The organism is Burkholderia sp. Ax-1720 (assembly GCF_011753035.1).
Classification (GTDB): domain Bacteria; phylum Pseudomonadota; class Gammaproteobacteria; order Burkholderiales; family Burkholderiaceae; genus Burkholderia; species Burkholderia gladioli.
Genome location: NZ_VWWK01000087.1, coordinates 21310 through 28331, shown reverse-complemented (window position 1 = coordinate 28331; position 7022 = coordinate 21310). Strand labels below are relative to the sequence as shown.

The 7022-nt window shown below is 63.4% G+C and carries 4 protein-coding genes and 1 pseudogene; 4 read left to right on the top strand and 1 reads right to left on the bottom strand.

Translation table 11 applies throughout. From position 1 onward, the window contains the following. Positions 1-380, top strand: a pseudogene (locus F3J18_RS22620) (urocanate hydratase); the annotation flags it as partial. Between the two features lie 123 nt (positions 381-503). Here F3J18_RS22620 and F3J18_RS22615 read toward each other — a convergent pair. Further along, positions 504-827 (bottom strand): YXWGXW repeat-containing protein, encoded by a 324-nt coding sequence (locus F3J18_RS22615; RefSeq protein ID WP_025101945.1) that lies wholly within the window; start codon positions 825-827, stop codon positions 504-506. 169 nt (positions 828-996) lie between these two features. On the opposite strand from F3J18_RS22615, the gene F3J18_RS22610 reads away from it, so the two are divergent. From F3J18_RS22610 to F3J18_RS22600, 3 genes are all read left to right on the top strand, one after another. Continuing rightward, positions 997-1833 carry a GNAT family N-acetyltransferase gene (locus F3J18_RS22610; RefSeq protein ID WP_166914330.1) on the top strand — a complete coding sequence of 279 codons (837 nt, stop codon included), beginning with the start codon at positions 997-999 and terminating at the stop codon, positions 1831-1833. 475 nt (positions 1834-2308) lie between these two features. After that, complete coding sequence (gene tssI, locus F3J18_RS22605) at positions 2309-5095, top strand: type VI secretion system tip protein TssI/VgrG (RefSeq protein ID WP_166914328.1); 2787 nt, start codon at positions 2309-2311, stop codon at positions 5093-5095. 31 nt (positions 5096-5126) lie between these two features. Further along, entirely contained in the window at positions 5127-7022 is a 1896-nt protein-coding gene (locus F3J18_RS22600; RefSeq protein ID WP_166914326.1) for an alpha/beta hydrolase, read from the top strand.

The window sequence follows — 7022 nt, the reverse complement described above, 5'->3', positions numbered from 1 at the left end:
GCGAGCTGAAGGCGCCGATCGTGATCGGGCGCGACCACCTCGACACGGGCTCGGTGGCGAGCCCGAACCGCGAGACGGAAGCGATGAAGGACGGCTCGGACGCGGTCAGCGACTGGCCGCTGCTCAATGCGCTGCTGAACACGGCAGGCGGGGCGTCGTGGGTGTCGCTGCACCACGGCGGCGGGGTCGGCATGGGCTTCTCGCAGCACTCGGGCGTGGTGATCGTGGCCGACGGCACGGATGCCGCGAAGGAGCGCCTGGGCCGCGTGCTGTTCAACGATCCGGCCACGGGCGTGATGCGCCATGCCGATGCCGGTTACGAACTCGCGCAGGAAACCGCACGCGAGGCCGGCCTCAAGCTGCCGATGCTGGGACGCTGATCAAGCGAAAGCCGCCCGTGGGCGGCTTCGCGATGGCCGGCAGGATCGCCTTGCGCGGTCCTGCCGGCCTTTTTCATGGTGGCGAGGCGAGGGCGCCGACAGCGTCCCGCGCACTCGGCCGGATCAGTCCCAGTGACCGCCGACCCACACCCAACCCGGGCCGCGCTCGACCCAGTGGCCACGAACCCAATGATGGCCGACGCGCACCACTTCCCAGTGGCCCGGCTCCCATTCGTAGGCGCCATGCACCCAGCGCCAGTGGCCGCCTTCCCAGGCATAACCGACGCGCGGCTCGGGCACCACCTCGACGCGCGGCGGCGGCGGCGCGGTGCGCACGACCACCGGCTGGGCGGGCTCGACCACGCAGGCGGCCAGGCTCAGGCTCGACAGGATCGCCGCGGCGATCGCGAGGATCGGGGCGTGGCGGGCGGGTGGGTTTCGCTTCATGTTTCCTTCCATGATTCCTTCAGTTATCCTACGCGGCCGAATGATATTGAAATCCCGGTTTCCGGCTTCCTGGCAGGCACAGTCCGGCACCGGCGCGACATGATAAGCGAAGCCGCGGTCGGTTCTGTCGAAACGGTTTCGCGGTCGATAACAACGAATCGAGAGGGCCATGACATACACCGCTTCTTCCAGGCGTCACGATCATCACGCATCGGTTGCCACGCTGATCGACGGCATGCGCAGCAAGAACGCCTATTTCCCGTGCCGCATCGGCGGCGCGATGCGTGTGAGCAGCCTGGGCGGGCAGCTCGTGATCGATAGCGGCCTGCGCTCCGATACCTTCAATCTCGTGATCGGCGATGCAACGGGTTTTGCGCGAGCGGAAACGGTCGAGACCATCGCGCGCGGGTTCAACGAGGCACGCCGGCCCGCTGCCTGGTGGTTCGTCGAGGGAGCGGGCAGCGCGGGGATCGCCGGCATGCTCGATGCCCATGGTTTCCGCTACGACGAGACCAGCATCGGCATGCTGGCCGAGCTCGATTCGCTGCCGGCGCCGGCGTATCCCGAGGGTTTCGTGTTGCGCGAGGCAAGCGGCAGGGACGATATTGCACGTTTCGCCGGCTTGATCGGCGCGCTGTTCGTGCCGCCGGACCCTTGCGTCGAGACTTTCTATGCGCAGGTCGCCGCGCTTGGGCTCGACGGCAGCGAGCCCTTGAAGCTTTATCTCGGCGAAGTCGAGGGGCGCGCGGTCTGCACGGCGGCGCTCTACATCGACGATGACGTGGCGCATGTATTCGATGTCAGTACCGCGTCGGACCAGCGTCGACGTGGCCTGGCGTCGGCCGCGATGCACGCGGCGCTGACGCTGGCGCGCGAGCGGGACGGCGTGCGCCGGGCCGCGTTGCAGGCTTCGCCCGATGGGCTCGGCGTGTATCGGCGGCTCGGGTTCGGCGAGGTCTGCCGCTTCCATGTGCATGCGAATCGCGAGCTTGCGACGTCGAGCTAGCGATGTGCCGGGCGTTCATCCATTGAGCGCTCCACGCAGGTGCTCGAGATCCTCGGGCAGCAGGTTCGCGCCGCGGGCATCGGCGACGGCCGGCAATGGTCGGGGTTAAGCCTGCCGAACCCGCGCGTGAACCGTTCGTCGTTGAATTCCAGGTGATTCGTCAGGTTTTCCATTCGTCTCGTCCTTTCCTCCCTCCGGGAAGTCGACGCCGAGTATCTCGGCCGGCTGGTTTGTTCCAAATCGTATTTCGGCAAGATTCGCCGCTCGTTTCTCATCATTTCCCGATTGTTCAATTGACAGCTTTCTTGCTGCTTGCCTACGGTAAGGCTGCCATGAAGGACCGTATCCGCACAGGACGCGAAGCGGCGTTTTGGCGCTTCATTTCGCGACGGCCTTCGAAAAACAGTCGGATCGGAGATATGGGCCGGGACAGGCCATCTCGTCGTTCCGGCCACATGACGGGAGGATTCACGACATGGTGCAATCACCGGAGCGGCGACGCGCTGACGAAACGGAATGGGCGCTCATCGAATCGATGCAACGGGGTTGGCTGCAGCATGACAGGCTGCTGAAGCTGCATACGCCACTGGGCGCGAGTACGCTCGTGCCGATCCGCCTGCTTGGCTCGTCGCGGATCGGGCGGGACTATCGCTTCACGATCGATGTCGTATCCACGCGCGCCGACATCGCCTTGCTCTCGCTGATGCATCAAGCGGTGACGCTGTCGATCCGGCAACGGAATGCGTTCGACAACCGGGCTGAGTATTCGAACATTCACGGCTTCGTTCATCACGTTGGCTTCCTTGGCATGGACGGTGGCCTCGCGATCTACCAGATCGAATTCTCGTCGGCGCTCCATTTCCTTCGCTATCGTCGCGACGACGCGCTCTGGCTGGAGCGCGACGCCGTCGACATCGTTTCCGAGGTTCTCGATCGCTACCCGCAGTTGCGAGGACGATTCCGGTTCCGCCTTGCCGGGGAGCCGCGGATCCGGTCGTATTGCCGGCAAGGCGAGACGGACTGGAACTTCGTGTGCCGGCTGCTCGAAGACGAGGGCTGGTACTACTACTGGGAGCATCGCGGATCCGAAACGCAGGCCGATACGACGCTTGTCATCGTCGATCGGATCGGCGCCTTGCCCGGCGCGAAACCGGCGAACTACCTGCATGACAACTTCGGCGAAGAGGCGGATGGTTTCTCGCAATGGTCGGCCATGCAGTCGATACAGAGCCTCGGCTACCTGTCCCGCTCGTTCGACTACAAGGAACCGAACTACGCCTGCGAGACGAGCCGCGCATTGAACGCGACCTCGTATCCGGAACGGCAGCGGCGTCACACATCGTTCCACGAGATTCCGGCTGCGCCGCTCGATGTCTTCGAGCAAACCTCGTATGGCTATCGCGGCGTCGATGCCGGCAATCGGCGCGCGACGGTTCGCGCCGAGGCCTGGGATTCCGAGGCGCGACGGTATCGCGGGGTCGCTGGAATCCGTTGGCTCGACGCCGGTAGCCGCTTCTCGCTTGAAGGCCATCCTCGACACGTCGAATCGGATCCGCGGCAACGCGAGTTCGTGGTGGTCGAGATCCGCTGGACGATCGAAAACAACGTGCCGATCGGATCGCAGGCTTTCGCCTTGCCTCATGGTCTTGACGCGGCGCTTGCCGACGCGCGGGCGCTGCACGGGACGCGGCACCAGGACGGCGCAACCGCCGTCGGCACCGGGAAGGGAGTTTTCCTGGTTGAAATCGAGGCGCAGGAGACCAGGCTCGAATTTCGCAGCCCGCTCGAGCATCCCAAGCCGACCGTGCCGAACGAGCACGCCCTGGTTGTCGCGCCGAAAGACGAGGAGGCCTGGGCCGATGAGTGGAATCGCGTCCGCGTTCGTTTTCCATGGGACCGGCGGCATGACGAAAACCAGTACGCCACCTCGCCGCCGCTGCTATCCGTGCAGGCGGATACCGGCGGCAATTACGGGGCGGTCCATGTTCCGCGTGCGGGCGAGTGGGTCGTCGTCGGCCACTGGCAGGGCGATTGCGATCGTCCATTCATCCTCGGGCGTTTGCCGGGCGGCCTGACGCGTCCGCCATGGCATACGGACGTGCTGCAATCGGGCTTCAAATCGCGCGGATTCGGCGACACCGGTGCCTACAACGCCTTCGTTCACGACGATGCGACGAACCAGGGTGCCACGCGTGCGACGACGTTGACGGGGCAGCGCTACAGCCTTTTTCACCAGGGCTATCTGATCGAGCAGGACGGCAATGCACGCGGCCGCTACCTGGGTGCGGGATTCATGCTGCACGCGGACGACTTCGGCGTGGTGCGAGCCAGGCGAGGCCTTTATCTCCATTCACATCCGGTGGCGCACGACGACGAACAGCTCGCGCTCGGGGATCTGCGCGAACAACTCGATCGAACCGGCTTGCTCGTCGAGTCGCTGTCGAGTGCCAGTGCAAGCGCTCGGGCGGAAACGCTGACGGCCGGCCAGGACTCGATGCAAGCGGTCGCGAAGGCCGTGCTGCATTCGATGCCGGGCGAAACCTCGGGTGGGCGCACGGCGGGCGGCGGCGGTGGAAGCGCCAACGGTTTCTCGACGCCGCTGCTGATGATGGCAAGTCCCGCGGGCATCGGCCTCTCGACGCAGCAGTCGGGGCAGTTCAGCGTGGACCGGCAACTGAGCCTGGTGAGTGGCGAAAGCACCCACATCGCGACGGGGAAATCCTTGATCGCGGTGGCGGCCGAGAAGCTCAGCCTGTTCGTGCAGACGGCGGGGATGAAGCTGTTTGCCGCCAAGGGCAAGGTGGAGATCCAGGCGCAATCCGACGACGTCCTCATGTACGGCGATCGCAGCGTTTCGATCAAGGGCAACCGGGGCAGCGTGGTGATCGAGGCGAAGACGGAAATCATGCTGAAGTGCGGCGGCTCGTATATCCGCATCACCGCCGACGGCATCGAGGACGGCAGCCGAGGGCCGCGTGCCATCAAGGCCGCGTCATTCAGCCGGCAGGGACCGAGTTCGGTGCCCGAGCACATGAACGAACTGCCCAAGACCGCATTCAACGATCCTCACGTGTTGCGCCATCGGATCACCGGCGAAGTGCTTAAGAACCATTCCTATGAAGTCGTCAGGTCCGACGGCACGACGCTCCGTGGCGCGACAAACGAACACGGATACACGCTTGTGCAGAAGAGCCATGATGCCGAGTCGCTGACGATCCGCACGCTGGTTGCTCGTGACGGCGGGAGCGACGAACCCGATTGAATCCCACAGGCGAGAGGTGCGACGGCCAACGATGAGCGAAAACGAAACGATATCGGGGAAGGGCATCGAATTCGCGAGTGATACGGCCGAAGACGATGTCGTTCGCTTCACCTCACGCACCGCCGCGGATGGCGCGTCGGTGGCGACGGTGAGGCTGACACCCGAGGACGACAAGCGAACCAAGGAGATTCTGTGCGACCCGCGGCCGATCATGCCGGTGATTTTCCTGCCGGGCGTGATGGGCTCCCTGCTCGTCGACAAGGACAGCGGCGATGAAGTGTTCTTCGCGCCGAACATGGACACAATCGGGTCCGCGATCGCGGGCCTGTTGAGTGTGATCGTGGGCTGGTTTCGAAATGCGGCCGCGCGCGAGATGCGCTTCGATCCACGGTCGGCCACGGTGACGCCGCTGGGGCCGATCGACGTCGGCAGCGGCGCGATCCTCGACGAGGACGAGGCGCGGCGCAGAGGCTGGGGCTCGGTGCATCGGTGGAGCTATCACTCGATTCTTCTCTGGCTGGAAGCGCATTTGAACAACCCGATGTTTCTCGGGGAACTACAGGGGCCCTGGGCCGAAGGCGATCCATCCGGAAAGAACTGGGCGCTGCATCCCATCCTCGGCACGGATCCCAGCTTGTACGGCTCGTGTACGGAAGGGCCCGGCGCCATTTCGGCCGATTCGGCGGAGTTCAGGCGATTCGCGTCGTTTCGGTATCGCGTCTACGCGATCGGCTACAACTGGCTGCAGTCGAATGACGACTCAGGTCGTGACGTGGTGGACGGCCTCGATTGCGACGACGTGCAAACAAAGGAGATCACTCGGCTGATGGGGATCAGGGAGATCTGCGCCGAGAATCATACGGGCAAGGCAATCGTGCTGACTCATTCGATGGGAGGGCTGGTGGCCCGCTTCGCTGTCTTGCATCACGGCGCGGAAGATTTGCTGCATGGCGTGTTTCACAGCGTGCAGCCCGCAACCGGGGCGCCGGTGGCGGCAAAGCGGCTGCGTACCGGTGGCGGCAGCGAAGGAGGGATGGACGGGTTCGTGAACGGTAGCCTGCTCGGGCGCGACGCGCCGGAATTCGTGGCGGTGGCGGCGAATGCGCCGGGGCCGCTCGAGTTGTTGCCGATGCCGGACTACGACGATGGCAAGCCGTGGTGGATTTTTTCCCGGATCAACGGCGACATCAAGATGCAGTTTCCAAAAAAGAAAGGCAACGCATATAACGAAATCTATTTGAACTCCAAGTGGTACGGCGCTCATCCGCCTGAAGATCAGTTGGATCCGGCAGGCATCGTCGAAGCAAGGCTCAAAGACTCCAAGATTGAAAAAACTGTCCTGTCGAACTACAGGGAGATGCTCGACACGGTGATTCTGCGTCAGCATGAATTGACTGACCGGTACCATGGAAGCACCTATGTGGCGTACGGGGATGGCGTTGCCAGCGAAGTAGCGTCGGCTAATGTGCCGATGAAACACAGTGCTGACGATTTATTGCTCGAAAAAACTGACTCCCACGTGAAGCTGATGACATGGGGGGCCGTTGTCTGGACAGCAGACGATTTGCCGGGCGACGTCACCGAGGAAGAGCTTGTTACGGCAACTTTGCTATCCGACTCCCGCAAAGGTGATATCCGTGTTCGGATCGAAAGTAGAAATCTGACGATTTCATTTGCCGTTCAGAAAACAAAGATGTTGCCGCAGCCGAATCGGAATAACGGAATGGTCCGTGGCGATGGAACCGTTCCAGCCAGATCGGCAGAAGCGCAGGCAAGAGGTCTGAAGCCAGGAGTGACAGGCGACAAGGCGGAGGGTGTGAGGATGGCATTCGTTCAGGGTGGATACGAGCATCAGTTCAGTTACGAGCATCATGCGACGCGATGGGCTTTGCTCTATAGCGTTATCCAAATCGTAAAAGATGCATGA